This is a genomic window from Aeromonas sp. RU39B, assembly GCF_900156095.1.
In the GTDB taxonomy this organism is placed as follows: domain Bacteria; phylum Pseudomonadota; class Gammaproteobacteria; order Enterobacterales; family Aeromonadaceae; genus Aeromonas.
This window is the reverse complement of record NZ_FTMJ01000013.1, coordinates 15,519-41,752: the sequence shown is the minus strand read 5'-3', so window position 1 is coordinate 41,752 and position 26,234 is coordinate 15,519. Positions and strand designations below refer to the sequence as shown.

General features: G+C 55.7%; 29 protein-coding genes and 1 other RNA gene. 8 read left to right on the top strand and 22 right to left on the bottom strand.

The features are described from left to right. Nucleotides 1-156: 156 nt before the first annotated feature. The gene (udp, locus tag BW958_RS16165; protein WP_076576858.1) at nt 157-912 is read right to left on the bottom strand and encodes a uridine phosphorylase; all 756 of its coding nucleotides are present in this window, start codon (nt 910-912) and stop codon (nt 157-159) included. Nucleotides 913-1,403: 491 nt separating this feature from the next. Between udp and bamE the strand changes: the two genes are divergently transcribed. Together bamE and BW958_RS16155 are read left to right on the top strand one after the other, a co-directional pair. Then, the gene (bamE, locus tag BW958_RS16160; protein WP_076576857.1) at nt 1,404-1,742 is read left to right on the top strand and encodes an outer membrane protein assembly factor BamE; all 339 of its coding nucleotides are present in this window, start codon (nt 1,404-1,406) and stop codon (nt 1,740-1,742) included. Between the two features lie 69 nt (nt 1,743-1,811). Then, entirely contained in the window at nt 1,812-2,471 is a 660-nt protein-coding gene (locus BW958_RS16155) for an NAD-dependent epimerase/dehydratase family protein (RefSeq protein WP_076576855.1), read from the top strand. Between the two features lie 67 nt (nt 2,472-2,538). Here BW958_RS16155 and BW958_RS16150 read toward each other — a convergent pair whose 3' ends face one another. Both BW958_RS16150 and BW958_RS16145 read right to left on the bottom strand, forming a co-directional pair. Further along, nucleotides 2,539-2,871, bottom strand: coding sequence for an RnfH family protein (locus tag BW958_RS16150; RefSeq protein ID WP_076576854.1), 333 nt, complete (start codon nt 2,869-2,871; stop codon nt 2,539-2,541). Beyond that, entirely contained in the window at nt 2,864-3,298 is a 435-nt protein-coding gene (locus BW958_RS16145) for an SRPBCC family protein (protein ID WP_076576852.1), read from the bottom strand. Before BW958_RS16145 ends, BW958_RS16150 begins: the two co-directional genes overlap by 8 nt. 156 nt (nt 3,299-3,454) lie before the next feature. On the opposite strand from BW958_RS16145, the gene smpB reads away from it, so the two are divergent. The 3 genes from smpB (at nt 3,455) to BW958_RS16125 (ending at nt 5,468) form a co-directional block, all read left to right on the top strand. Continuing rightward, nucleotides 3,455-3,943, top strand: a complete 489-nt coding sequence (gene smpB / locus BW958_RS16140) for an SsrA-binding protein SmpB (RefSeq protein WP_076576851.1) — start codon at nt 3,455-3,457, stop codon at nt 3,941-3,943. A gap of 103 nt (nt 3,944-4,046) precedes the next feature. Next, nucleotides 4,047-4,406, top strand: a transfer-messenger RNA (tmRNA) gene (gene ssrA, locus BW958_RS16135). A 690-nt stretch (nt 4,407-5,096) separates the two neighbouring features. Continuing rightward, the gene (locus tag BW958_RS16125; protein WP_076576848.1) at nt 5,097-5,468 is read left to right on the top strand and encodes a helix-turn-helix domain-containing protein; all 372 of its coding nucleotides are present in this window, start codon (nt 5,097-5,099) and stop codon (nt 5,466-5,468) included. A gap of 385 nt (nt 5,469-5,853) precedes the next feature. Here the strand turns inward: BW958_RS16125 and BW958_RS16120 are convergent, their stop codons facing one another. From BW958_RS16120 to BW958_RS16090, 8 genes are all read right to left on the bottom strand, one after another. Beyond that, a complete protein-coding gene (locus BW958_RS16120; RefSeq protein ID WP_076576846.1) occupies nt 5,854-6,057 on the bottom strand; it encodes a hypothetical protein in 204 nt (67 codons plus the stop codon). Nucleotides 6,058-6,124: 67 nt separating this feature from the next. Next, nucleotides 6,125-12,265 carry an LPD38 domain-containing protein gene (locus tag BW958_RS20565; RefSeq protein WP_256702050.1) on the bottom strand — a complete coding sequence of 2,047 codons (6,141 nt, stop codon included), beginning with the start codon at nt 12,263-12,265 and terminating at the stop codon, nt 6,125-6,127. Nucleotides 12,266-12,364: 99 nt separating this feature from the next. After that, nucleotides 12,365-12,625 carry a Txe/YoeB family addiction module toxin gene (locus BW958_RS16110; protein ID WP_076576845.1) on the bottom strand — a complete coding sequence of 87 codons (261 nt, stop codon included), beginning with the start codon at nt 12,623-12,625 and terminating at the stop codon, nt 12,365-12,367. After that, nucleotides 12,622-12,876: a type II toxin-antitoxin system Phd/YefM family antitoxin gene (locus tag BW958_RS16105; protein WP_076576844.1), complete on the bottom strand. Its 255-nt coding sequence runs from the start codon at nt 12,874-12,876 to the stop codon at nt 12,622-12,624. The genes BW958_RS16110 and BW958_RS16105 overlap by 4 nt, the downstream gene beginning before the upstream one ends. A gap of 126 nt (nt 12,877-13,002) precedes the next feature. After that, nucleotides 13,003-13,140 carry a hypothetical protein gene (locus tag BW958_RS20560; protein ID WP_179078872.1) on the bottom strand — a complete coding sequence of 46 codons (138 nt, stop codon included), beginning with the start codon at nt 13,138-13,140 and terminating at the stop codon, nt 13,003-13,005. Beyond that, the gene (locus BW958_RS16100; RefSeq protein WP_083687380.1) at nt 13,137-14,138 is read right to left on the bottom strand and encodes a KilA-N domain-containing protein; all 1,002 of its coding nucleotides are present in this window, start codon (nt 14,136-14,138) and stop codon (nt 13,137-13,139) included. The genes BW958_RS20560 and BW958_RS16100 overlap by 4 nt, the downstream gene beginning before the upstream one ends. Then, entirely contained in the window at nt 14,119-14,238 is a 120-nt protein-coding gene (locus tag BW958_RS20815; protein WP_372629981.1) for an Arc family DNA-binding protein, read from the bottom strand. Before BW958_RS20815 ends, BW958_RS16100 begins: the two co-directional genes overlap by 20 nt. A gap of 32 nt (nt 14,239-14,270) precedes the next feature. Beyond that, on the bottom strand, nt 14,271-14,420 hold the full coding sequence (locus tag BW958_RS16090) for an Arc family DNA-binding protein (RefSeq protein WP_143233118.1): 150 nt from the start codon (nt 14,418-14,420) through the stop codon (nt 14,271-14,273). 148 nt (nt 14,421-14,568) lie between these two features. Between BW958_RS16090 and BW958_RS16085 the strand changes: the two genes are divergently transcribed. The 3 genes from BW958_RS16085 to BW958_RS16075 all read left to right on the top strand — a co-directional run bounded on the left by BW958_RS16085 (nt 14,569) and on the right by BW958_RS16075 (nt 16,652). Beyond that, entirely contained in the window at nt 14,569-14,889 is a 321-nt protein-coding gene (locus BW958_RS16085; RefSeq protein WP_076576842.1) for an Arc family DNA-binding protein, read from the top strand. A gap of 88 nt (nt 14,890-14,977) precedes the next feature. Further along, nucleotides 14,978-15,427, top strand: a complete 450-nt coding sequence (locus BW958_RS16080) for a hypothetical protein (protein WP_076576841.1) — start codon at nt 14,978-14,980, stop codon at nt 15,425-15,427. A gap of 55 nt (nt 15,428-15,482) precedes the next feature. After that, nucleotides 15,483-16,652: an RDD family protein gene (locus tag BW958_RS16075; protein WP_076576839.1), complete on the top strand. Its 1,170-nt coding sequence runs from the start codon at nt 15,483-15,485 to the stop codon at nt 16,650-16,652. A 51-nt stretch (nt 16,653-16,703) separates the two neighbouring features. Here BW958_RS16075 and BW958_RS16070 read toward each other — a convergent pair whose 3' ends face one another. The 11 genes from BW958_RS16070 to BW958_RS16020 form a co-directional block, all read right to left on the bottom strand. Further along, the gene (locus BW958_RS16070; RefSeq protein WP_076576838.1) at nt 16,704-17,570 is read right to left on the bottom strand and encodes a hypothetical protein; all 867 of its coding nucleotides are present in this window, start codon (nt 17,568-17,570) and stop codon (nt 16,704-16,706) included. Further along, complete coding sequence (locus tag BW958_RS16065; RefSeq protein ID WP_076576836.1) at nt 17,567-18,043, bottom strand: hypothetical protein; 477 nt, start codon at nt 18,041-18,043, stop codon at nt 17,567-17,569. The genes BW958_RS16070 and BW958_RS16065 overlap by 4 nt, the downstream gene beginning before the upstream one ends. Before the next feature lie 2 nt (nt 18,044-18,045). Next, nucleotides 18,046-19,182, bottom strand: a complete 1,137-nt coding sequence (locus BW958_RS16060) for a hypothetical protein (protein WP_076576835.1) — start codon at nt 19,180-19,182, stop codon at nt 18,046-18,048. Then, the gene (locus BW958_RS16055) at nt 19,182-19,553 is read right to left on the bottom strand and encodes a hypothetical protein (RefSeq protein WP_076576834.1); all 372 of its coding nucleotides are present in this window, start codon (nt 19,551-19,553) and stop codon (nt 19,182-19,184) included. Before BW958_RS16055 ends, BW958_RS16060 begins: the two co-directional genes overlap by 1 nt. Before the next feature lie 9 nt (nt 19,554-19,562). Continuing rightward, entirely contained in the window at nt 19,563-20,192 is a 630-nt protein-coding gene (locus BW958_RS16050) for a hypothetical protein (protein WP_143233117.1), read from the bottom strand. A 38-nt stretch (nt 20,193-20,230) separates the two neighbouring features. Then, complete coding sequence (locus BW958_RS16045) at nt 20,231-20,563, bottom strand: hypothetical protein (RefSeq protein ID WP_143233116.1); 333 nt, start codon at nt 20,561-20,563, stop codon at nt 20,231-20,233. Between the two features lie 15 nt (nt 20,564-20,578). Continuing rightward, a complete protein-coding gene (locus tag BW958_RS16040) occupies nt 20,579-22,012 on the bottom strand; it encodes a pyocin knob domain-containing protein (protein ID WP_076576829.1) in 1,434 nt (477 codons plus the stop codon). Beyond that, entirely contained in the window at nt 22,005-24,308 is a 2,304-nt protein-coding gene (locus BW958_RS16035) for a hypothetical protein (protein WP_076576828.1), read from the bottom strand. Before BW958_RS16035 ends, BW958_RS16040 begins: the two co-directional genes overlap by 8 nt. Then, entirely contained in the window at nt 24,305-24,706 is a 402-nt protein-coding gene (locus BW958_RS16030; protein WP_076576826.1) for a hypothetical protein, read from the bottom strand. The genes BW958_RS16035 and BW958_RS16030 overlap by 4 nt, the downstream gene beginning before the upstream one ends. Nucleotides 24,707-24,708: 2 nt before the next feature. Then, complete coding sequence (locus BW958_RS16025) at nt 24,709-25,164, bottom strand: hypothetical protein (RefSeq protein ID WP_076576825.1); 456 nt, start codon at nt 25,162-25,164, stop codon at nt 24,709-24,711. A 64-nt stretch (nt 25,165-25,228) separates the two neighbouring features. Continuing rightward, complete coding sequence (locus BW958_RS16020) at nt 25,229-26,230, bottom strand: N4-gp56 family major capsid protein (RefSeq protein ID WP_076576823.1); 1,002 nt, start codon at nt 26,228-26,230, stop codon at nt 25,229-25,231. Between the last annotated feature and the right edge of the window lie 4 nt (nt 26,231-26,234).

Sequence of the window (26,234 nt, the reverse complement as noted above, 5' to 3'; positions counted from 1 at the left end):
CGGTGGCTTCACACTTCCTCGCCCGCCAGCGCCGGCAAGGCCCCGACCGGGGAAGCGAATGCTCATATTTTGGCCAGCCAACAGATAAAGATAGGGGCCGCGCTTTCGCAACGGCCCCCACCCCCCACTCGGTACTCTTTATAACAAAGAGGGCTATCAGATCAGCTTGCGGGCAGCGCCGAGCACGATCTTGATGGCATCAGATTCGGTTTTCGCCATGGTTTCGGCGTTCGGGATCTCTTGTTGGGTACGGTTGACGATGATGCCCGCCACCATACCGGCACGCAGCCCTTGGCTGGCGCACATGGTCAGCAAGGTGGCCGACTCCATTTCATAGTTGAGCACGCCCATAGCTTGCCACTCTTGCATGGAGCCCTGGAAACGGCGCACTACGCGGCCAGAGAAGGTGTCATAACGCTCTTGGCCCGGATAGAAGGTATCGGACGATGCGGTCACACCCACATGCAGGGTTGAGCCCAGCTCTTTGGCGGTATCAACCAGTGCAGTGGTGCACTCGAAGTTGGCTACGGCCGGAAACTCCATCGGAGCAAAGTGCAGGCTGGCACCGTCAAGGCGCACGGCAGCGGTGGTCACAATCACGTCACCCACGTTCAGGTGAGATTGGATGGCACCGGTAGTACCGATACGCAGGAAGGTACGGATGCCCAGCTGAGCCAGCTCTTCGACGGCAATCGACGTAGACGGGCCACCGATGCCGGTCGAGCAGACGATCACGGCCTTGCCGTCCATCTCGCCACGCCAGGTAGTGAATTCACGGTGGCTGGCCAGCAGTACGGGGTTGTCCATCAACTCGGCAATGCGCTTCACCCGCTCGGGATCACCGGGCACGATGGCCAGGGTGGCACCTTGCAGATCCGCTTTTTTCAAACCCAAGTGAAACACATCAGACATAACATACTCCTGGTCACCGCGCCCTGCGTCGGCAGAAGGCGGATTTGGCTGTAACTAGGGCTGACGCCCCCCCTGAATCGGGAGCGCCAACTATAGGGGGATCATACCTGCAATTTCCATGAAGCGCTTCACACTTCTTTTCTCTCACCAGAGCATCAAAACAGGGCAAAACGTTTTCTAAGGTGATGAATTTCTTGAAAAACGTTTTTCTGTTTTTCACGCTTCCAATGAGCCCCACTGCCCGCATGTTGCGGCAATAGGTCACTAAAGTCATAGCAAAAACATCTCAGGTAGCGGCGACGAAATCAACGTGACTTCCCGTGCAGCTATATTAGCGGCCCTTGCACAGGTCATCTCAAGACACAACGAGTCGCACCGCTCTCCTTTGTCACAGCTTGTGAGGTGCAGTGGCCAAACGCTTTTTACTTCCGCTATGGGAGCCGGTATGATTTGCCCCAGCTCAATGACGGTATGGATGATCTGAACTCGTTATGCGGATGAAACTCTTGATTGCCGCGGCCTTGACCGCCTTTACCCTATCCGGTTGCAGCCTGGTCTATCGCATCGACATCCCCCAGGGCAACTATGTGGAACAAAAGCAGGTGGACAAGCTGCGCCAGGGAATGTCCCGCGAGCAGGTCGTCTATGTGCTGGGTTCACCCATGCTGCAGGATGCTTTCGAACACGACACCTGGTACTACCTGTATGAATTCCAGCCGGGCCACGGTGACAAGGAGCGCAAGGAGCTGACCATCAAGTTTGTCGGCGACCGTCTGGCGACCGTCACTGGCGACTTCCCACTACCCGCTGCGTTTAATACCCCGCTCTAACATGACAAACCGGCCCCGTGCCGGTTTTTCTTTACCGCATTGCTGGCCGCTTGAAGAGGAGTGCATTAGATGGCAACCATTGCGCTGGCAGGAGCAACCGGCCTGATAGGTCGCGCGCTCGTTGATCTGCTCGGTGACCATGAGCTCTATCTCCCCTGCCGCCAGCCTGGGCGCCCGCACTCACAGCGTCACTGGTTACCGACTGACTTCGACCGGCTTGATGAACTGACACTCCCCAACAATATCGACCAAGCCTTTTGCTGCCTCGGCACCACGCGCCGGCAAGCGGGCTCGGCAGCCGCATTTCGCCATGTGGATCTGGATTACGTGTTGACCTTTGCCCGGCTGGTATGGCGCCACGGTTGCCGTCGCCTGGTGGTGGTATCCAGTCTGGGTGCTAACGCCCACGCCCCTTCGCTGTATCTGAAAACCAAGGGTGAGATGGAGCAGGCCTTGCAAACCTATGCGTGGGAGCAACTGATTATCGTCCGCCCCGCCATGCTGCTCGGGGAGCGCAGCACACCACGGCGCTCGGAGCAGTTAAGCCAGCTGATTTATCCGCTGATTGCGCCGCTGCTGCGCGGCCGGCTGGCCCGTTATCGCGCCATTGAGGCCGAGCAGGTGGCGCGCGCCATGTTGATGTTATCCGAAGAGAGCGGCGTGCAGATCGTCGAGAACGAGCGGCTGCACCAATGCGTCCAGGTGCGAAGTGAGGAGATCACCCGCTAAGGGCTAAACACCAGAATGCAAAAAAGGAGCATTCACTGCTCCTTTTTCGTTTTGCTGACGCGCGCGGTTAATCGCGGCTAATCAACGCACCAGTGACCGGATTGGCCCGGCCCTCTTCTTTGGCCTTGTCGGCGCGCTTTTTACGCATCTCGCGCGGATCGGCAATCAAGCCGCGATAGATCTCGACCCGATCGCCATCTTGCAGCACATCGGCCAGCTTGATGGGACGGCTGTAGATCCCGATTTTATTGACCGATAGATCGATCTCGGGATGACGCTGCAAGATACCGGACTGCTCAATGGCCTGCTGGGCCGTGCTGCCCGCCGGCAATTTCAGCGCCAGCACAGTTTGTCGCTCGGGCAGGGCGTAGGCCACCTCGATATGCAGAGCATCAGGCACCGTAGACCTCCTTGGCTCGCAAGGTAAAGGCATTGACCATGGCGTTAACCAGATCGCGGAACACCTGACCAAAGGCCATCTCGACCAGACGATTGGTAAATTCAAAGTCGAGCTCAAACTCCACCTTGCAGGCATCCACATCGAGCGGCGTGAAGGTCCACCACCCCATCAGGCGGCTAAACGGGCCATCGACTAACTGCATGTGAATGCGGTGATTGCCCTCCAGCGAATTGCGAGTGGTGAAGGTTTTGGCAATACCGGCTTTGGCCACATCGACCGACGCGGTCATATAGTCATCCCCCTGCTCATGCACACGGCTGCCGACGCAACCGGGCAGAAACTGGGGATAGGCCTTCACATCATTGACCAGAGTGAACATCTGTTCGGCGCTGAACATTACCAGCGCACTGCGATTGATACGGGGCATGCAACTTCCTCATCCTGTCGGCGAGATTCTAACACCACGCGTCACAAAATCATCGTCAGGACAGTGCAACATTTGTCCAGTTGCACCGCTGTGCGTTTTACAGCCGTCCGCCGGCACGTATAATGACCCCCTTAATTTTTGCCGGAATCGCCCGTCATGACCAAAAAAAACAGTAAAAACAAAGCCGGCTCCAACACCATTGCGCTGAACCGGACCGCCCGCCACGAATACTTCATCGAAGAGAAGGTCGAGGCCGGCATGGCACTGCAAGGGTGGGAGGTCAAATCCCTGCGGGCGGGCAAAGCCAACATAGGTGAAGCCTACGTCACCTTTATTCGTGGCGAAGCCTTCCTGTTTGGTTCCACCTTCCTGCCGCTGCAAGCCGCCTCCAGCCACGTCGTCTGCGACCCGACCCGGATGCGTAAACTGCTGATAGGCCGCCGCGAACTCGACCGGTTGATTGGTCTGATTGAACGCCAGGGCTACACCGTGGTGCCCCTCGCCCTCTACTGGAAGGGCCCCTGGGTTAAGGTCGAGATTGGCCTCGTTAAGGGTAAAAAGGATCACGACAAGCGTGAGGCGACCAAAGCACGCGAGTGGGATCGTGAGAAATCACGCATCATGAAGAACAAGCGACTGGGCTGATCGCCTTTTTGCACAAAGTTTCTGCAGTTGACCGGCTTTGGCCGGTCAATTTGTCTGTGAGCCTTGCGCCGGACCTGCCAAGGCGCATACAATCCCCTGACTTGGGGCTGATTTTGGATTCGACAGGATTCACGAAACCCAAGGTGCATGCCGAGGTGCGGTTGGCCTCGCTAAAAAGCCGCAAAAAAATAGTCGCAAACGACGAAACCTACGCACTAGCAGCTTAATAACCTGCTTAGAGCCCTTCTCCCCTAGCTTGCCTGTGTCCTAGGGAATCTGAAGGTCATCCTTCACAGGATCGTGTGGAAGTCCTGCTCGGGGCGGAAGCATTAAAACCAATCGAGCTAGTCAATTCGTGGCGTGTCTCTCCGCAGCGGGTTGGCGAATGTAAAGAGTGACTAAGCATGTAGTGCCGAGGATGTAGGAATTTTGGACGCGGGTTCAACTCCCGCCAGCTCCACCAATTTAACTAGGACAGCAACCGGACATAGCTTTAAAAAACAGTCACTTAGCAAAAACGAGGCGACTGAGGCGTGACCATGATTGCATCCAAAATGATCCACAGGTGATCCAAGAACAAGAAGGCCTGCAGAAATGCAGGCCTTTTTCTATTTATGCGACCAACCAACAAAAAAAGCCCGCTCCGCAGCAGGCTCTTTGGTCATTAATTCAGTAGCTCTCTCAACCTCTGCACTTGCTTGTCTACCTCATCCCTCGCAGTCTGATCCAAGTCCAGGTCAGCCAACATCTCAGCCAACCTCTCAAACTCCAAACCAATCCCGTGCCCATCAGGGCTGTCGTTTTTGTTGCTCTGTACCTTCATCTGCCCGGCTCCAATCACTGCCATCAGCCTCACGGCTGTAGAATACTGTATGCCCATACAGGTTTTTCGTACTCTACCACAGAGAGCAAGCACAGAACATATCCATTAGTCATGCTGGCCGCCTCACTGCCCCGGCGATCCTGTCCTACGAACGCAAGCCTATGTTGTTATTATGTTTAGCGTCTTTACTCTACCTCATTGCGAGTACGCAGATCTGCTGCAGTTCGCAGCCAAGTAGCAGCAAATTTGCGGCTTTCTCATTCTCATCTACACTCTCTCAAAAATATAACGAGCACGGGTAGCGCCCTGTAGTCAGCAGTAGGAACACACATGAAACGCTACCTGAAAAATTCCCCGTATGTGGCGGAATACGTCCGCCGCGCGAAAGGCCGAATGCAGCACATCCTTGATGAGCGCGGCCTATCGCACAGCGACCTGGGCGCCCTAACCGGCATCCATCGCACAACGATCCAGCGCTGGCTATCACTCAGCAACGATAGCTTTATGGCGCTGTCAGATGCCGCGTTGATAGGCACGCATCTCGGTCTATCGGTGCAGGCCATGCTGCCCGATCCGTGCTGGCAGTGCTCCGAAAGTGACGAGCGGTCAGCCCTTATGCGAAGAGCCGAAGTCATGCGAACGGAGCACCTGAGGTCACTCTTGGAGTGCTATGCGGTTATCACAGGGGTCAGGGCTGGGTGATGCGAACTGGTAATCTGGCAACAGACTACAGAGCAGTGATTCAAGATCGATACGGTCTCTCTGTTCGAGATCGATGGTATTGATGAGGTGTTTCAGTTGTAATAATTGCGCGCTGACCTGCATGCTGACTCCCGTATCTGAGCGTAAACATAATCACCAGAAACAGGTTATGGCCAAGCGCCGTTATGTTTGCAGACTGTTATATCCATAACCTGATGATTGCCAAAGTGGTTATGGATTCGAATGATCCGTGCTCTTAATTGAGCAAAGCCAATCTACTGCGCAGGTTTTTCGCTGTCAACGAAGCTCCCATTTTGGCATCTATTAGTATGCTTATCAGTATGATGGGTATGAAAATGGGGCCGAAGCCCCGTGATTTGATGTGTTAGCTGGCAGCCTTTATCAAAAGGCTTATTAGGAACCCAACGACAGCCAACGTCCCTAGCCACATGATCACATTGTCCACGCTGGCATTGGTGGCTTTGTGCATGAACCAGCATCCAATCAGGAAGGGCGGCAAGGCCAATGCAAAGTGGACGCTGATAAGCGTCCCAGCAATCAGCCAGAAAATCAGGGCAATACCTGCCATCGTTAGGTCCTCGCGGTTTGGTTGGAGTGGTCAGTGTATACCCACGACCACCCCGTTATGAGGGCCGTCATTCCCACAATGGCTGATTGCGCTTCACCGACTCAGCCACCAGTGCGTTGCGCTTGCTCATCAGTTTATCCAGGCGATCGCGCTTCTGATCTGATGTCAGTACGCGGTCGCGCTGGATCAGCTCCATTTCATTACGCAGTTGGCGGATCTGCTGCTGGGTGCGGCTCATGTTGCTGCGCGCCCGTAGAATGGCGCCCTGCTCATCCAGCAGCGCCTTGGCTTCATCAGTCATGCCTTCCTTACGGTACTGATCGACGGTGCGCTTGAGCTTGTTCACCTCATCCAGCATGGAATAAAACTGATCCATCTGCTGGGTAGACTTGGCCGGCGCGCTGCCGCGATAGAATGCCTTCACCACTGGGATCTCATCAGCACGCCATGCAGCAGACTCGCCAGGTGACATTGCTCGGATCAGCCCGTCCGCTGCCGCCATCACATAACTACCAATGGTGCCGGTGTAACCAATCATCAGGTGCTCCAGCTTCTTGGGGCTCATGCCGGTAGCCTGGCCGAGCTCGCGCATCAGCAAAGAGGTGTTCTCGTTGTATCGGGCCTCGGCACGCACCGCCAGATCCGCCATGTTCTCAATGGGCGCACCACGGAACGTGTCGTAGTTGAAATAGGATTCAACCAGCGGCTTGATCACCTGCGGTGTCGGGTTGAGCGCGAAGGTGTCCATAAAGCTGCGGGCCAGCGCCTTGCCGAACTGCTCCCCGGTGTCAGCACCACCCGCCACTCTGACCATGCGCTCAGGGATGGTGGCAAACATCACACCGATTTCAAACGGCTTGGGAATGCGGAAATGCTGGTCACCCAAGAAGAAGTGCCAGTTAGCGTCCTTATCCCAATCAGGCAAGTCATTGTAGCGGTCGTCATCCCAGTTCATGGCCAGCAGTGCCAACGACGCCGCGGTGATCATGCCAGCCCGTCTGGCAATGGCGCGAGGGTTGTCGCGCAGTTCCCGAGCCAATTTGCCAAGCCCCTGCACCCGGGCATTAAAGAACGGCAGCAGTTGCACAAACAGTTGCATGCCCTTTGATGCCCCAAGCATGGAGAAGTCCATCAGGTCCTTGGCTTCAAAGGCGGCTTGGGCATGGCTCTTGCCGGCCTTGATGGCGGCGTCATAGACCGCCTCGCGGTTGGCATTCTCAAAGGCCTCGCCGTACTTGGCGTACTTGTCCCACGCGCTGGCGATCACCTCTTGCGCCTGCTTGGCGTTACGGATGATGGACTTTTCGTACTTGCTGATCTGCTCTGGCGTCATCCCTTTGCGACGCAGTGCCTTGCGTACCGAGTCAGCCATCGCCCCCGGGTCATTGCCGTTGACGTAGCCCCCCAAGAATGAGGCGCCGGAGAACATCACATCAAGCGTGCTGCCATCCATCGCCAGGGTTTTCCTGATCCCCTTAATGGAATCAACCACCGGTTTAAAGCCGTCCTTGCTGATGGCCCATGCGCTGAGCGAGTCACGCATGAAGTTGCGGAACATAAATTCAGGCGAGGCCGTAACGCCAGCAGTCAACAGGCGCTTGGCTTTGGATGCCAGCTGTACCCCTTTTCCAAATGGCTCGCGGTCAAAGAAGGTCATCGCCCGATACAGATCGGGATCATTGACCCGCAGCATGTAATCCTCACCATCAACCTTGACGGTTATCAGCTCACGGCCGTTCTTGATGGCGCGCCAGTCCATCATGTTGGGCTTGGCGACCACCTCAATCAGATCAGTGTCAGCCAGGTTCCACACGATTTTTTGGGCGGCCATGTTCTTCATGGACGCATCGATCAGCTTGCCGGTGCTGGAAAAGATGTTCTCGAGCAGATCTGCGGTGTGCTCGGTGCCGCCCTTGAGCTTCTTAATGCCGGCACTCTGGTTGGCCAGCCCCTTGGCCTTGAACGGCGCCATGGCATCGCCATCTTCCGATTCACGGAAGAATGGGATATACCACTCGCTTTCCCAGTTGGCGCGGTCAGCCTTGGTGAACAATCCAGCCTCTTCGGCCAGATCGAGCACCGCCTTGTTGACGGCGTTCCACTTCTGCTTGGCCTCTTGAAACTGCGCCTCTTTGCCCTTGTCGAGCGCCTTGAGCGCGGCGATCTCATCGTCGGTCAGCAGGTTTTCGCGGCCTTCCTTCATCAGGATTTCCGCCCGGTGGCCAGCCATCCAACCCAGCCAGTTGTGCAGGTCCTTGCCCAGCCCCTCAAAGATACCGAGCAGCGCATCGTTTTCGCCAGTGCCAGCCTTGCGCTGGATAACCCCATCCTTCCACTCCGGCAAACCATAGAGCATGGTGGCCTGCATGGTAGCGGCCGAACCCGACGCCAGACGGGCTGCCACGTAGCCAGAATCCCCCGCCTCCGTCACACCGGCTGCATCCTCGGCGTATTTGATGGGGGCCAGCGCATCGAGCATCTCGGTGTTGGCTTTCTTGATGAAGCGGTCAACCCACTTCTTGACTGTCGATTTATCGGTACCGCGAAGCGCCTCCAGGCGCTCCTTGGTGCGATCGATGATATCGGGCTTAACGCCCAGGCTGAGCTTGTCCATGGCGCTGTCAGTTGAGGTCTGGCTCATGCGAATATCGCGGACTTCGCCGCTTTTGTCTTTGCGCTGGCTAAAGCGCTGCCCTTCCGGTACCGGCTTCGACTTGCCTCCTTGCAGTTCGTTACCCAGCGCCTCAACCAGCGAGCGGATCTCGGTAGCGCTGACATGCGACGATGGCAGAAAGCCGACCGCACGCAGCGCCTTGGTTAGCCAGTTCACCACCTTCTCCCAGCCACGGCGCCAGGCGCTTGGCTCCAGCTCGGCAAGATGGGCGATAACCTCCTCTGCCTGTACGCCGATATCCTCATCGGCATAGTGCGTCTCGACCCATTGCCACACATCGCGCATCGAGGGGTCATCTTTGGATTTAATGATGCGGGACATCAGGTTGGTGTACTCACCGCCGCCCAGCACGTTAGCCAATCCGTAGTGGGCCAGCACCTCATGGCGCAGGATCTCGCGCAGTTGGCGCGCATTGCTGATGGTGTCGGCTGCGACATGCAACCCGGATTCATCCCGATCGAACGCGGCGCGGCGGATCAGCCCCTCTTTGGGTTCCAACCCTAGCGCCCGCTCCATCTCTGCCTGGGTGGCATGGATCTGGATATCAATACCGGCCACACCTTGGTATTGCTTCAACCACTCACGGGTGACCAGCTCTGCCTCTTTGCGGGTCAGGTGCTTGGTTGGTGCTTCCCCTTTAGCTTGGGCTCGCCTTGAGAAGGCAATGCCGCTGGCTGCTTCATTCTCTTGCACGGCCGCTTCGTTAACACCTTGATTGCTCTTGGTCTCGTGCGAGGTGACATCCACGGCAGTGCTTGCAACCTCAGCCTGTTGAGCCGGCTCACTGGCCTGTGCGGCAAACTCCCGCACCTTGGCCACTGACGGTTTGGCTACCACCAGACCGCCCTTGCCCGGCACAGCTTTTACCCCCTCACCCTTGACCCACGCCTTAATCGCCGGCAGATCGCCTTTCAGAGTGATGGTGCCGTCCGGGTTATCAACAACCTCACGCCACGGCATCGTTGCCTGGGTGGTGCTGCTTTCGTTCGCCCCAGATACAACAACCCCGGCATCAGTGGCCGGGGTTGTCAGTGCTTGGTCATCTTGCTGTGGTCCAGTAGGTGCAGGCTCAGACGCTGCGCCACTGGCTTGATCTGCGGCGGGCAATCCTGCACCGTCTCCTGCGTCTGGCTCAACCACTGGTAAAACTGGCTCGCCTGTGACTGGCTGATCACCCTGCAGCTCACTGCTGACTGGAGCCAAGGTGGGAGTCTGCTCATTGGAGGTTACCTCGACGGGTTGTTGGCTAGCCTCGGCTTGAACCGGTGCCGTAACAGTTTCAGCGCTTACGTCTGCGACTGGCTGATCTGCTGGGGTGTTAATAGTGGGAGCTTCGGTATTAGCTGCTGGATCTTGTGCCTGCACCTGCTGCACTTCGGCAATCTGTGCCACGCCAAACCCGCCACCGTTGAGCGGGACGGGCATCTCCTGCCCGCGACGACTGGCCAGCGCAGCCTCTTTCTCGGTGGCGAACGGCTTACCCTTGCGGGTCACACGCAGCGATTGCAGCGGGCCAAACACCGAATCGGTGGCGCTGCCGGCATTGGCAATCGACTGGCTAACCGGTGAGCGCGGATCACGGGTGGATTGCTCGCCAAGGCTGGTATCAACTTGATCGCGGGAAAGTCTCGGCGGGGTGTAGGCGCTATTGCGCTGATCAGCACCTGATTCGCCACCGGCAAAGATGGTGTCAGACTGTCCAATCTGGCGCGGCTGGTTGGTTAAGTCGCGTTCGCGCTGAGCAATATCGGCAGCACGTTGCTGTTCGGGTCGTCCATCTTCGCCATAAATCACGTCGCGGTAAGGTAATTCACTTCCAATCTCACGCCCCTCACCGTCATAGGTGGCGCCAGGAAGTTGGCCGGCAATAGGTGACTCGTCATTACTTAGTAATTCGCCAGACAGCGGATCGCGTGGAGCAATCGGGTTGCGCCGTGTGTCACCACCGCCGGCTTTGCCAGTTGATTCGCTGTGCAGGCCTTCCAATGCAGCACGGTTGGGTGCAGCCTCATAGCGCGGTGAGCGATTCACTGGATCGCCCAGCTCAGTGCTGTCAGAGAGCGGCATGACGCCAGTTCCGCGATCCAGCAACTCCCCTTCCAGTGGAACGATAGGCGTACCTTGAAAATCCTGCCCGCCACGCACAAAGCCTTGGCGCTGATAGGCTGGAATGTCGCTGATGGGGTCAAATTTGTTAGAGCCAAGCGGATTTTGGTTGCCTGAAAACATCTTACTGATTTCATCTTCAATGGCTGCGCCGCGCTCTGCCTGGCGCTGGTCCATCTTGAAGATGGCGTCATCCATTTGCACGTCACCGGTCACATCACGACGTTCGACCCGGATCACCGGCTTGGTCGGCGTAGGGGTGTGAGCTTCCGGACCGGCAACGCCTGCCACAGCACCACCGGCGACAGCGCCGATCGTCCCTTCGTTCAGCATCGTGGAGAGCACGCCAGCCATCGGGTCGCGGGTCTCGTCGCCCCACTCCTTCACCGCTTCGTTCACGGCGCGCTGAGTCGCGCCACCCTGCAGCGCTTCTGTCGCGCCTTCCGTAACAAAGCCGCGCACGGCCGCTCCGGTTCTTGATGCGCCAATCTTTCCCGCCGCGCCGCCGATACCACCGATAGCACCGCCCAGATAGCCGCTGGCAAAGTCTGCGGCCAGCGCCTTGGGATCTGACCATGCTTGCGTCGCCGCCTGCTCTGCCATGCTATCGATGGCTGCACGCCGGATTTCATCAACGCTGGCGCCCTGCATCTCGCCATCGGCCAAGTCCCAATATGCTTGCTGATAGGCAGGAGTGGCATTGAGCTTGTCGTTATCCAGACCATTAAGGTGATCGCGAGTCTCCTGCTCTGCCTGCTGCGCCCGCATGCCGGATGCCATTGCGCCTGTGTGGGCGCCATAACCGATGGCGCCAAGGCGACCAATGGCCTGATCCAGCACTGCACGCTTGGCGGCTTCGGTCGGTGCAGCCGTAAGCGCAGCCCTCACCGGTTCAAGCGCCCCGTTTTGCAGTGCCTCCTTCACCGTCTGCTTGACGACCAAATCCTTAGCTTTCCCGGCCACCAGATCTTTGGCGAACGCGGTGGCCACGCCACGAGCCACAGGGCGAGCCGCCATCCCCGCCCCCTTTGTGCCGACGACCATCGCACCAATCTGACCGAGCACGTTAGCGCCCTGACCTACCCATGCGCGCCAGTCTCCCCATGCATCACCCGCCTCGATGGCGCCGGTGTCTTTATCCTCCTGAAAGAACTGCTTTCCCATCGCCTCACGCATCGGCGTGGATACTTGCTGCAACTGGCTATCACCCCAAGCGCTAATGCCGCGCCCAGCATCCTTGATGCCCTGTGAATCTGCCAGCTGCCCGACCGTTTCAAGGTCACCACCCAGAGTCTGAGCAGCACCACGCTGAACGAGATCAACGGCATCGTAAAATGTGTTTTGCTCCTCGGGTTGCGTTTGAGATTGCGGCAGGTACCGCTGGCGTGCGGCTTCGATAAAGTCCTCTCGGGTGGGCTTGTAGGCCATGTTCATTCTCCAGCAGAAATAAAAAAGCCGGACCCTGCAAAGAGTCCGGCTATCATGGGTGAATTTTGTGCCACTACCGCTTAAATGGCAAGCGCGACGCTAGTCGTCGTAGTGACCGCGACACTGGATAATCACAATGGCATCCTGCTCGACCGCATACACCAGCCGGTGCTCACTGTCGATCCGGCGTGACCAGTATCCCGTCAAGTTCAGCTTGAGTGGTTCGGGCTTGCCAATCCCTTCGAACGGCGTGCGAGTCACTGCATCAATCAGCGTGTTCACTCGTTTAAGCATTTTCTTGTCGGTCTGCTGCCAGTAAAGGTAATCCTCCCAGCCCGTCGAAACGAAGCTTACCTTCATTCTGTCAGCAGCTCATGCGCGATGGCCTTGCCCGCCTTGTGCTCGGCAATACCCTGCATCAGGCGGGCCGCATTCTTGGGTGAGCGCAGCAGGTGCGCGGTTTCTTGCAATGCGTTGTATTCAGCCAGACTGAGCATAATCACCGGCTCAGCCCCTTGGCGTGTGATCATCACCGGCGCACAGTCATTGGTCACGCTGTCCATGGTCTCAGCCAGATGCTGACGAGCCTGGCTGTAGTTGATGGCGTACATGGGCGCCTCCTTCATTACGATATGTACGGATAATTGTACTGATTAGCAAGGCGCAGCGCAAACCTGGGCGCCAAAAACAAAGGGTGTCACGAAACGCGACACCCCTATGGATTTTTTGAGCAGCCTTTAAGCGGCGCTGGCGATATCCCTCAATTCTTTAAGGATCCCGTCCAAGCTGCACTTGGCAGACCAGTCAATATCGGTCAGCTCCAGTTCGTCGGCCAGCCGAGCCAACTTTTCCAGTAGCAGGTCACGGGCGCTCATGCTGCCCCCTTGATCACTTTGTCCTGAGTGAACAAGCCATCCCAATGCTTTTTCATGGGGAGCTCACCCTTCAGATAAATCTGATAGACCCGAACAGCGCCTTTCTGTAGCAGCACCGGCTTGAACTGCACAAACGGATCAAAGCCGTGGCCGCGAATCTCCATCTGCTCTTCGGTGAGGTATCTGTCACGGGCGTAAGATGTTGCGCGCCAGCGCTGGCCAGATTTGCTCTCATTGAACAGCCAGCCACGTTCCTCAAAATACGTCTGAACCTGCTGAGAGTTCACGCCGTTGAGCATTTTGCAGAACTGCGGAATGGTCATGCCTTGGCGGAACAGGCTTTCCAGTGAATGGATCTGCTCCTGTTGCTGCTTGTTCTCGATGGCCAACGCCTGACCTCGCTCATACTCCTCTGCCCATGCACGAGCCGCAGCGGCCGGGTTGCTGAAATCTGGAATTTGGGATACCGGCACAATCTTTCCCGTCCGGAAATCCAGAAACACCTGATTAACCTGGAGCTGGAAGGCTGGGCTGATCCACCCGGCATAGGAGATCGCCAACAGCTCATGGGCGAAAGTACCGCCACCATAACGACCCACTTTGGTAACAACCAACCCAAAGTGCTGATCTTCTTGGTTTAAACCCCAACTATGAAAATCTTCGGAGTTAAAAAGAGCATCAATCAGCTCCTTTGTCTGGTCCAACTTCAACCAGTCGGCGGGTTGCTTGCTGTTCTTGTGCAGGCCAGGATTCATGCTCAAGTGAGCTTTGTGCAGAGCGTTCAGGTTAAACCGCCCGGCGTCATCGGTGGTGATCTCAACACCAGCAATGACGGGCAGCTGATTCGCGGCCCTGCCAATGACTTTCGTTTGCATATCGGATTGATGTATAGTCATACCGTAGTCCTTAACGTGCGTGTTTTGGTTTACATCCTCGGCCTTGGCTGTTCCAGCAGCCTCGGCCGAATTCATTTCTGCACTACTCTCGCTTACCTTCATCGCTTAGCGCCTTCTTCAAGATCTGGACTATTTCAGAGTTCATTGAGCGGTCATTCTCTTTTGCTCGCTTGGCTAGCAACCCCTTCAATTCCGCGCTCATTCGAACCCCAAACGGTGGGATGTCTTTTGTTTTCATTGCTGTTCCTTCTTCATCATCTCCTTAAAAATCATCAGGATCTCGCTGTTGATGCTGCGGCCGTTCTCGACAGCGCGATGCCCCAGCCACTTGCGGATATCATTCGGTAAACGCAGTGATGTGTTTCTAACTTTCTCTTGTTGCATCTTCATCTCCGTTTGATGACTTCACTATAAAGGCAATGATTGCGCGACTTTACTATGAGGTCAACTATTATTTTGAGGTCACTGTAAATTCATCTTTCGTTGTTGTTAAAATGGGGGCATATAAACAAATGTTGGTTGCAACATCGGCATGAGCAAAGACATACAGAAAACCGCATTACGCCTACCAAGAGACCTTCATACCGCCATCCATGAGGCTGCTGATGCGTCAGGGCGCACTATGAACGCCGAGATCGTTTACCGGCTGCAACGCTCTTTTGCCGAAGATGCCGAATTTTCAGACGGCGATGGTGTTGTGTACTTGGATGGCCTGAACGAAAAGCCGAGGGATTTGGCAAATAGCTATGCCGTGTTTAGCGGGGATGACTTGACCGAGCTGGCTAGGGCGCTCCTCAAAGAAGTGAGAGAGCGAGAGGCCAAGGCGAACACCGACAAAGACGAAGACAAGTGATCCCCGTCACCACCACCGATCCACGGCCTTGTGATCCGCCCCGCCCGAGTGCTATCAATTGAGACCGACCAAAAGAGGCGGGGTGGCAATGAACAAGGTACTGATCTGCGTGGGGCTGGCTGTGATGCTGGCCGGGTGTGCTAGCGCCAACAAAGAGGTTCATATCCCTGACACCGGGAAATGGAAGCTATTACAGAATCCATACGGACTGAGCGGCAGCAAGGTTGCCACTTTAACCGCCGCAGATGGCGCAACCCTAGCTGTCTGGAGCGCAGCGAATTTTAAGCACGGCGTTATTGCATTGTCTGAAAAACGAATCGACACGGCATGTCCCAGCATGCTAACCATCAATGGCGATGACTATTCGGCTGACCTTCGCACAACAAGTGATAGTTCCGGAGTGACATGTGAATATTCTCTTAGCGACTCCAGAGCTGGATATATATCCACGCAAATGAATGAGAAAAGAATAATGCGCATTAACGGACACCAATTTGATGTAACCGGCTTCCAAGTTGTTCGCAGTAGGTTTCTGTGACTCGCAGTCAGGCGAGGTCAGCGATTGATTGTTTACGCACATTGGTATGAAATGTATGAATAACTGGTGGTACGAAAAGGACGGCATGGCCACTGGGCCAATCAGTCAAGATGGGCTACGCGAAAAGTTACTCTCTGGTGAGATTAGCTCTGATTGTTTGGTTTGGCATGAAGGTCTTGAGTCCTGGTGCAGGATAGACACCTTTACAGAGCTTTCATTCATGCCTCCGCCGCTTCCTGTTCGCGATGTAAATCATGAAAGCGAAAAAAAAGAATTAGTACGCCACCAGGCCGCAAGCAATCCATCACCATGGCGAAGGTTTTTTGCCAGAACATTTGATATGGCATGGGTTACATTGGTTTTATTTTTGTTGTTTGAGATGTTAGCAAAAAAATTAATAACCAACGGAACGATATCGCAACAGGCCAGCCTAAATAATTTATATATAATATTTATCTTGGCGGCGCAACCAATAGCGATGCTGATTGATGCCATTGTGACTGCCACGCTAGGTTCCAGCATAGGAAAGCTTCTGCTGGGAATAGAGGTAAAGAGGATTGATGGCAGTAAACCGAATCTAACATCCATCATTAGCAGAAATATGTCTGTATTAGCTAGCGGCATGGGATTTTCCATACCATTAATAACATTAATTACAAATGCGTATCAGTTTCACTCATTAAAAAAACGCGGCGTTACATCATATGACTCAAACAAGTTTGATGTTGTATGTGATGATAAATATAAACTCTCACTATTTTTGACTCTTACAGTGATACTAATTTTAAGTTACGCATTCTATAGTAGAGGCACTAGCCACCTCGATAATTATGCGAAATTTTCAAATTACAACTATAAAGCTGATGAACAATGGTACAGGTCTAGTCCTATTGTTCTTAGTGAGGCAGCACAGTCTGAACTTAAAGGTATAGAATCCTTCTCAAAAAACCTGCCAAAGGATATTGGCGGCGATGCGAGATACGACTCGTTTTTCATTGATGACAGAAAAAATATTAACATGCGTTTTACTATGATGGAAATTGACCCCAACCAGATTGATGGCAAGTTCTTCTACGAAACCGTCCGGCCGAAAGAGGTTGTTAACGCCTGCAATGGCTATAGGAACTTACTAAGCGAAGGTTTCAACATTTACTTGGTATATTCAGATAAGACGGGCGGGCCAATCTCTTCGATTTACATATCAATCTCCGACTGTAAACGATAACGAATCCATGCTGAATGTAACGGCGCCCTTCGACGGGCGCCCTTTATGATTTTATTTGTTATACCTTGCATAAGCGGGCACATGTGAGTCATCAGTCGGCAAGCTGAAATCGCTAGATAACTTTATAGGCTTACCCTGTGCGACATTCAATGGCTGCCTGTATTGAGGATCATATCCAGCCGCCATGCTTCCACCACCCCCCCTTTGGATATGCCCAATAACACCACTAAACGCATAACCGGGTTTTGCATATGGCGGTGGTTCACTTACTTTAAATTGTTGAGGTGGTGGTTCTGTTTTAGATTCACTTCCACCGCCAGTACCTCCACCCTGAGTGTTTGCGCCTGGCCTTGCCTTGGGTTTCAGGTTGCTCCAGTAAGTAATGCGCCCACCACCACCAATTTCGTTCAATAGCGCCTGCGTGCCCGGGTCACTGACAATCGTGTTGCCGAAATAGTCAATTTCCCCTAGCGCAATGGCGCGCTGTTCATCTGAAATTTTGTCGTTTGCGAGAAGTTCATTGCGTTGCTTACTCAGCGCATCAAGATGACCAGCAATGTTTTGGGCATTGGCCTCACGGTATTTGGCGTTAGCACTGGCTGCCGCCTCACTGGTGGCCACCGAGAGTTTCTTTTCAAACAAAGCCCACTGTTGCTCGCGATCAAGCCGACTTTCTTCAGCTTGAGCAGACAGCCGTGTTTGGGTGTCTTTCTCCTGCGCGGCCAGCCGCTTATCGGTATCTTCTCGGCTCGCCTGCAACTGCTTGTCGAGCTGCGCCCCCCGCTGCTGCCATTCTGCTGATTGCTCCGCTTTGCGCTGCTCAGCCTCACGCTTGCGCTGCTGCTCGGCAAATCCCACCTTGGCATTATCAAGGGTGCCAACCCCCAACCCTTTGGCCATTGCTGCTAACAGACTCATGCTGCGGCTCCTTGCGCTGGTTGCTCATCATTGCCAGCCTGCTGGGCGATCTGCTCGAGCAGTTGGCCGGCTTCGGCCAGGATTTGGTCATCAATCACATCCTGATCGGCGTCCATCCGCTTGAGGCGGTCCATGGCGCGAAACAGTGCGTCGATTTTGCTTTCCGGGTCAGTGATCTGCCCAGTAGATAACATCTCGCGGCAGCCCACATAAACGGCCTTGACGATCTGCTGTGCCGGCACCTGGCGCCCTGCCTCTTTGGCCTGCTTGAGGATGGCGTAAATGCCACCGGCCACGGCATCAGCCACGCCTTGCACCTTGTCTTTCCCTGCCCCAAGGCGGCCTGCAACGGCCTCGCCGCCATCCCCCATCAGTGCTGCTTCGAGCATCTGCATCATGCTGGCGTGCATCTGGTCGCCGCCCGGTTGGCCTTGTGACCACTGCGCGGCCTGCATGTTCTGGATCAGCCCCATGGTTATGCTCCTCTGGTTCCGCTGGTGACACCGTAGCGGGTCGGGTCGTAGTTAAAACTGAGATCGGGGGTGGCGCTAGTCAGGTCACTGGTGCTGGGAGTCAGACGTGACGGCGGGGTAAAGCCGCTATTATTACCGCCGCCCGTACCGGTCAATTGATTGATTGGCTGCTGAATTGGGCTCTCTGCCATGCCATAGAGCAACTGGCCAGTACCTGACGCCGGAGTAGTTAGCGATGCGGTTAGTGGGCCAGCGACTACGCTCATTCCTGGGATAGCAGCACCGACCAAGCTAGATCCAATCTTGAGTGCTGAATCAAGCAGTCCTTCATTACCAAGAGAGCGCCCCTCTTGCCCTGCGAGCCGGCTGCTGTCGTAATCACCCGACGCAAGACGATCACCCACACCTGTGAAGTAGGAATCTTTCTTGGTGGCGCTGATAATCCCATCACCGATATAACCAGCCACTGGCGATGCTAGTGAACTGACAACGTTTCTGGCTGTTCGGTTCTGATATGCCGCAGAGGCATCATTGATGTTCTCTTGATCTTGCGCCGTGAGCGTCCCCATCCGCGCTTTTCTCTGCAGGTTCCCAAGCACCCCATTGAGGTTGTCAGTGTTGATGGTTTCGTTAAAGCCATCTTCAGTCATCCCGTAACTCGACGCCCCACCCATAGGGCTGAACCCTGATGCGTTATAGCCTGGAGCGCTTGCTGCGGTGATATTGCGCTGGGTAGCCAACGTGTCGCCGTAGCCTGGTCTGGCGTAAGACGGCGCACTTGCAAGGTTGCTGTTTACACTTGCTGTTTTCACCCCATAACTGTTCAGGGTCTTATTGATGGACGCAACCCGGTCGGTGAGCTTGCTGTTGCCGGATGTCAGGTTGCCGCTGCCAGATGATTTGGCTGTGCCACTGGCGATCGCCTGTGCAGCCGCACGGCCTGCACCGTAGGCATTGCGCTGAGCTGCTTCGCTCATGGTGCTGTTGGGGCTGCTTGCGGTACTGGTTGATTTGCTGGCATTGGACTTGCTCGAGCTGGACTTGCCGTCACCACTCTTGCCATTGGACTTTGACTCAGCATTAGCCCTTGCCCCAGAGTCTCTGGCGTAGTCACCGCCAAACGAACCGGTAAATGCCATTACACCACCCCCTGATTTTTCTTCATGGTCGCCAGCAGGCCGTTACCCGCCAAGACCCCGTTGCCGATCATGTCGCTGTTACCGGTCAGACCGGTGCTGACCTTGAACTCGGCCGGGGTGGCGGTGATTGGGGCGTTATAGAGCGTATCCTGCCGGTCCCACTCATCCTGTTTCTGCTTCTTCTGCTCCTTGAGCGTCTCCCGGTTCTCCATGTAGCTGCCACCGGCAACCAGTGCCGAGCCAAGAAGCGACGCCGCGCCGGGGTTGCTCTGCGCCCAACTGCCGGCTGTGCTCAGGCCGCCCAGCACGGTGCTGGCTGCTTTGTCGGCAAAGTCCAGGATGGAACTGCCGATACTTCCGAAGTCAAACATGCTTGCTCCTTAGCCCAAGCTGACGCCGGGCAGCGTGATGGTCGGGAAACTGCTCCAGTCCGGGCGGATGGTGCTGATGTTGGAGTACAGCGATTTGTACATATTCAGAGACGAGTTAAGCTCGCTCTTCATGTTGTTGACCAGGGTGGTCTTGTTGGCGGCGGTGATATTGCTATCTGCCATGACGGCGGCATAGCGCTCGTTGTAGCTGTTAATCGCATCCTGCACGGCGGTAAGGTATTTGCCGTGAGTGTTGGCAACCACCTCTTGTGCAGTCTTGTCCTTATCAATGCCAGCTTGCTTGTCCAGCACGCCAAGTGCATGCTCCCGGTCTTTCTGTGATTCCCCGGCAGTAAACGCACTTTGCGCATTCTGCTGCGCGATGGGCAGGGCAGCATCAACCATAGCTCGCTGCGCCGCCTCGGTACCGATGGATGAATTGCCCAGACCGCGCTGGTTCGCCGTGGCCTGCCCTTGCGACTTGGCCACGCGCATCAGCAGGGAGTTGGAGTTCAGCGTTGAGCTAAGCTGGTCGTTGACGTTGGTGGCGTCAAAGTTCGGAGCAACCTGTTTCTGTTCAGGCTGAGTCTCCGGCCGGGACGAGGTAATACCCATCCCTGACAAATCAGTCGTTGCCATGTGAAGTCCTGTGTGGTGTGGAAACTACGGTGGGGTAATCAGGCCGGCCACGGGTATTGCTGCTGGATTTCTTCGAAGCGGGCAATGCCGCGCTGGCGCACAGCCTCCCAGCCGCTCTCGCCCATGGCCTGCATGCGGATGGCTTCGTTAAAGTGGCGGTCAGAGCCGGTCAGTGGGTCGGAGTAGGCCCGAAGGCGCAGATGCTCAATAGCATTACGTGATTCTGTGGCTGTGTATTCTGGTGTTTCTGGAGAATTGCCTTCTGACACCCATTTCAAAAACTCAATATAGTCACAATTCCCATCATCCACTGGGATGTACGCTCCATCAGATTTGCGAAATATTGAGCTTTTGTTAGCCAATACATACATAATCACCACCCCCAGTCATAGCTCTGCATTAGCTAGAAATGATTGAACGTTATTATAACCAGCTGAAGTTGCGCTAAAATTAACTACTTGCGCAGACATGTTTTCAACAGTTACAGGGTACGCGGCGTTCCCTTTAACTATATCTATCACTGATGGTGTTACCCGCATCTCTGTGGGAAGTAAGATGCTAGCCTTAATAGCTGGATCGTTCTGTGTCGGGGTGCTCAGCCATACAAGCCCATTGTGCCGATAACAGTATCTCCGGCACAACGCTAACTCTAACTGGTATGGTCGATGCTCAAACGGCTTCTCTTCTACCCCTGTCACCAATTGCACGCCAGTAATATAAAATGAATTTCCAGCTGATACAGCCATGTGTGCCTGGTTGCTAACAGTAAAGAAATTTCCAGAGGCCCAAGCGCCTGGCGAAGTCGTGTCGTTGCGCCCAGCAAAGGCAAAGCGAAGTCGCAGGTGACTGGACGTGTCATATCCAGCCACAGCAGCAGAGGGAACAGCAAGCAGCTTGACGCTTTTCTTTTCCCACACATCAGGTGCATTAATTGTGTACTCGGCGATCTGTGAGGTATTCGCCGCTCCATCATTTGCCGCAAGCCCTACACTGTACTTGCCTGCAACAGAGCTTTTAACCCAGAAGCTGACGACGAGCGGAACCCCGACAAATCCAGCCAGATTTAGACCCTCTATTGGCTGTTCAAAGTAGCAAACGCCGTTGGCGGAAAACACCCCCGTCGAAAGCGTGTATGCTTGCGCAGCCCATGGGAACTCAGCATTGGGGCCCATAGCATGCCTATATGACATGACCACATTAGAAGCGGCTCCCGCTGTATTTCCTAGATAAAAACGATCAACTCCGTACTCAAAATAGTTGTTGGGTACATTAATTGGCATTTTATAAGCGCGCTGGACAATCCTCATGTCGCCATTAATCACAGCATTGACGAAACCCATGCTTCCCATTGACATTGAAAGGGAAGAGTCCCAGCTTAACCATGCCTGAGAAGCCACATTTGTGCAGGTTCTTTTCTTTAGCGTCCCATCCCTGTCTGGGTAATAAAGCTGGGTGGCCGTTCCGTTAAATACGTACACCACCAACACGCCATAAGGATATGCGTTTGGTGCGTTGCTACCACTAGCATTTACAACATCATAAACACCTTCTGTGGTGATTGAGTTCCAATCTTCGCTTGTGATTTTCTTGCGATACATTGGCAGGTTTAGCTTTTCCAGCGTACCTAAATTAACAGCCTCATCACTTTGTGTTGGGTCTCCGACCTTGGTCGGCCCCTCAAATCCACCACCATCGCGGTGCGGAGTCGGCAGTTTGGCAAAGCCTCGAGCAATGGCGTCAAACTCCTGCTCCACTGCCAAACCATCCGCCACCTCACCGGGGTTCATTTCGGATAGTCGGTTGTAATAATCGTTAGCCACGCTGCAGCCTCCGTAGGATATAACTGATGATTAGGCCGGTCAGGTTGAAATTCGGCTCGCTGGCAGAGCGACCACTAAAGGCCAGTGATATGGATGTGCCGTGCCCATTGAGTGGCTGGATGTTGGATTCATCCTGCGCTTCGGTGGCCCAGTAAAACTGGTTCCAGTTTGAGTAATTCCAGACGCCATCCTGCCCACCGTCACGATCCAGTTCGGTGGATTCGGATTTGAATTGCCGTCCATGTCGATAGTCGAGCGACCATGCGATCTTGGCTCTCAGCCTGGCGCTGTCGCTTTGCTCGATGGCCACAGAACGCCACGACTTAACGACCGATGGCGCGCCAAAGTGGCTGTACGCCAGCCGCAGTAGCCAGACAATTTGCTGCCCATCAAAGCTGGTTGCATCATCATCCAGCTCATAGACCCAGCCGTCCTTGCCGGACAGCGTGAAAAAATTGCGCTCATCCTGCTCGTCGTAGCGCCAGATCTGATCTACCGGGGCGCCATAGCTAAACTCGGTTGCCTCAATGCTGTCGTCAGCATTTATCTTGATAGCCAGATTGCGACCTGATGTGGATAACAGGCGATATTGGTTCGCGGCAGCCACTTGGGTGGAGGCGTGCCAGCGGAATCGCTCGATGATGGACTGTACCTTGTCGGCAGGATCCAGGCGGTTCAAGGTGAAGTCGCCGTACTCCTGCACCCGGTCAAGGCGAACAAGGCCGCGATCGGATAGGCCGATAGGCACAAACAGGCTTTGCAGCGTTCCGTCATACACACCGACTGACTCACTGATAACCTTCTGTTGCCAGTCCTTGCTGCCAGTGCCGTAGAGGGCAATGGTGCGATTCTTGGCGGTGATCATCAAAATGCCGCCAGAGCTGGTGCGCATGCCGGTGATCTCATCGCCCACCGCAAACGAGTTAGCCCCAAGCAGCGCACTCCAGGTGTGCGGGTTGCCTGCGCCGGAATGGACGTATTGCCCACCGGGATAGGCCAAGAACAGGTGATCGGCGTGCGCCTCTACCTTGATAGGCGTGTCATTGGCTGGACTGGCCGTGTTAGCCAGCAGCGGGATCAGGCGACCATCTTCGCGCAGCTCCAGACAGCGCTGAACGCCACTGGCCAGATAGGCGCGGCGCCAAGTCGGATCGCCATAGAAATTATGTACCGCCACGTCATAGCGTCCGCCAGCTTTAAGCGTGGTAGCGCCTTGATTTGCGACTACCTCACAAAACGCGCTGTAGCGATACAACGTCAGCGCCGTGCCGGTCGGCACAGTGCGCCCGTGCGGGTTCCACAGCGTCATGGTGTGAACCGTGCTGGTTGTGGTGTCTTTCTTTTTGTAAGACAGCACCGGAAAGAAGCTGCCGCCGATATAGGCGTACCAGCCCGCTGCGTCAGCATCCGCAATCGTGCCGCCGCCCAGCATGTTGGTGGCGGTGTCTGCCGTTAGCGTGCTGGTGCCAGCCAGCGCAGCAGATAAGGTCACTGCATAGGTACTGGCCGGCGCCGAGCGCAGCACGTTGCCAGCTACCACGCTCTGACCTTGCGGAATAAACATCGTGCCAGTGGCACCGTCCGCCGCCAGCTGAGCCACGGCAGTGATGGTGGCGCTGTCACTGTGGCGGATAAGCTCTATCTCACCGTCATCAATGCCGTAACCATCCTGCACAGTGAAACTTGAGCCAAAGTCTGTGATGGCCTGCCAGCCTGCCGCCGTCGCCTTGAACAAGCCACCGACTGTCAGCGACTGATCCCGGATGGCGAACACGCTATCGCGCAGTGCCACGACGCAGCGAACCGGCCCAATGCCTGGCACCTCACCAATCATCGAGCGCCGCCAATCCGCTGCAGCAGCAGAGGCCAGTAGCATGTCATCAATGGTGCGCGCCGAACGCGACACAGCCGCAATCAGCGTGAAGCTCACACCACCAATGGTGATGTGGTCTCCCGCTGTCAGGGTCGGGGTACTGTCGCTGCCGATAAAGGCATCGTTGCCACTGACGTGCAGGAGCACCCCCGCGCCGCCACTCCACGTCACAGCCTGCAAGCTGGCCGCCGGTAGAGCAGTGGCACCATCGGTGCGCATCACCCAATAGCCCTTGCTCTGGCTTGGGCGCGGCCGCCCATCAAACCGATCAAACCCCAGCGTGCGGCGATAACCACCGGTCACGCTGGGCTCCACATTGATCGCAGTGAGCGCAAAGCCGGGGTTGCGCGCCAGCGGCGTGCTGGCCATATCGATGCCACCGCCCAGCAACACCACCTTGCTCTCGATGCTGGGCAGTTTCACCACTCACCTCCGCCATTACCAAAGGTGAGCGTTGCCGGCACATAACGACGAACGAGCATACTGTGATAGGTGGACCACTCTTCTTCTGCGCGGATCCGCAGCTCAGTGGTGACTTGGCTTAACGACAGGCCACGCAGCGCCAGCCACACTATGGCCATGTGGTAGGGCTCTTCGATAAACGGGGAGTCACCATCAGCCGCAAGGCTTTGCAGGGGGGTTGCCGGATCGGTGCGCAGCCATTCCCAATCGGTGCGGGACAGTTGCACCTTGACCCACGCCTCGCGAATGGCGGTGACATAGGTCAGCATCCTGCCACTCTGGCCGGTTACCGTATCAGGCCCGCTGCCGAGATCCTGACACTCGGCCCGCAATCGCTGACACAACTCAAGGAAGGTCATGATTAGCCAACCAGGCTAACCGGGTAAGACTGCACAGTGCGCGGCACCAGTGAGCCGTCGTCGTTCTGCTCGTAACGCATCTCTGTGGCTTGCATCAGCACCTGATACACAGGCTCCGGCACTTCCGCCACGGTTTCACGCTTGATGATGTAGGCAACCCCATTGACGGAGGCATACACATCATCATTGCCACGACTTTGAGGGTCACGCGACACCCGGATCTTGACGCGCTTAGCAGCATTGATTTCGCGTTGCTCAGCAGTCGGGGCGCCAGTAATGGCTTCGGCACTGGCTGCGGTGGTGGCGTCGCGGGAAATACCGTTGGCCTGCTCCTGCTCGAGGATCTCGGCAACCAGTTTTTCACGACTGGTGTTAGCCGCCTTCTCGACGCCGAAATTCTCCAGCAGGTACTTACGCAGGTCTGCCGGGGTAGCATTGTTCAGATCAACCAGTTCCATGGAGTTTCTCCAACTCTTGAAAAAGAAATGGCCCGCACTTGGCGGGCCGGTTATCCGTTGTGGATTAGAGGGCGGTGACCGCCACTTCAATCCGCGTCATCCACAGCTCGTTGAGACGAACCGCAGCAAACCAGCTCTTCCAAGAGGCCGAGCCACGTTGACCCAGCGGGTCACCACCACGAGGAGTGTTGGGGTTGAGGATCATCGGCACCACACTGCCGGGGCCGCCGTTACCCTTGAGCGGGACGATGCCAAAGCAGTTTTGGGCCAACACCACCATGGGGTACACGTCGGCACTGGTGCCGCCAGTGGAAACCATGGTGCCCTTGGCGCCGCCAGCATCCGGCAAGGCAGACAGCACCGGGGAGAGCACAAAGCGGAACTCTTCCACGCTGCCGATCTCTTCCGGGCACAGAGGCTGACGAGTGCCGTATTCAGCCACCGACTTGAAGCCGGCCAAGCCACGAATGTCGGAATCGCAATCGGTGTGCGCGACAACAACGAACGCTGCTTCCACCGGCTTGGTGGCCACATTGACGGACGGAGCCAGAATTTTGGTGATCTTCTTAGCGCGCTGCTTCTTGAGCGAGCGTGACGCCAGACGCAGCTTAGCCAGGGAGACCGGGGTGTTGACCGCGTTGCGCGCTACGCCATTGGCGTAAATCACGCTTGTGCCACCGGAGATGACACCCCAAGTCAGCACTTCAAAGGTCTCGGCCGCCTGCTCACCCAGCAGCATTTGCACATCCTGCAACACAGGATCTTCGTGGGTGTCGTCGATCACATCCGAAATTTCGGTCCACGCACCGTACTGCGCCAGGTTAACCGACACGTCCTGATAGGCCATCTTCTGGCTGGACGGGGTGACGCCTTCGGTCAGCGGGGTGGTTGCCGCGGCGAACGGCACCGGACGGCGGAACTTGATCACCTGCCCCTTGTTCTTGGGCTGCGGCTTGGGGTCACCAAACTTTTGCAGCACCAGGATCGGCTCGGCGTGCTCGAGCATCTTCACTTCGGCGATGATGCCGACACGCGGGGAAATATCCCCATAAACAGTCAATGCCATGATT